1 protein-coding gene is annotated in these 335 nt (G+C 37.6%); it reads right to left on the bottom strand.

The features are described from left to right. A partial coding sequence (locus SB717_RS34385; RefSeq protein ID WP_410907330.1) for a hypothetical protein occupies positions 1 to 335 on the bottom strand: 335 nt, incomplete at both ends.

The raw sequence follows: 335 nt of genomic DNA, 5'->3' as shown, positions 1-335 counted from the left end.
CTATACTATTACCCAAAATCTTGCGATAGCTACTGTTTTCTCCCTTCGCTTTAATTTCATAATCGTAATCATGAAAGCTAAAGCAAATGGCTATGCCATGTACCTGAAACTCTTCAATTAGAACTTCACCGTTTGCATTGCTGAGATGTTCAAATAGTAGCTTGTCAAGCTCACTTGTTGCCTCGACTCCAACTGATTCAAGCTTAGGTAAATGTATAATCTTTTCACCACAGAAACTTTCATCAATCAGTTGAAAAATTGCGGACAACTCCAGAGGTTGTTTATCCATATCCATCTGAATGGAATCGGCAAAAATTATATTGCGATCACCCCAT

It is taken from the genome of Priestia sp. SIMBA_032, from assembly GCF_046535215.1.
Taxonomy (GTDB): Bacteria; Bacillota; Bacilli; order Bacillales; family Bacillaceae_H; genus Priestia; species Priestia aryabhattai.
Note: the sequence above shows the minus strand (reverse complement) of the source record. Positions and strands in the feature narration are given on the sequence as shown.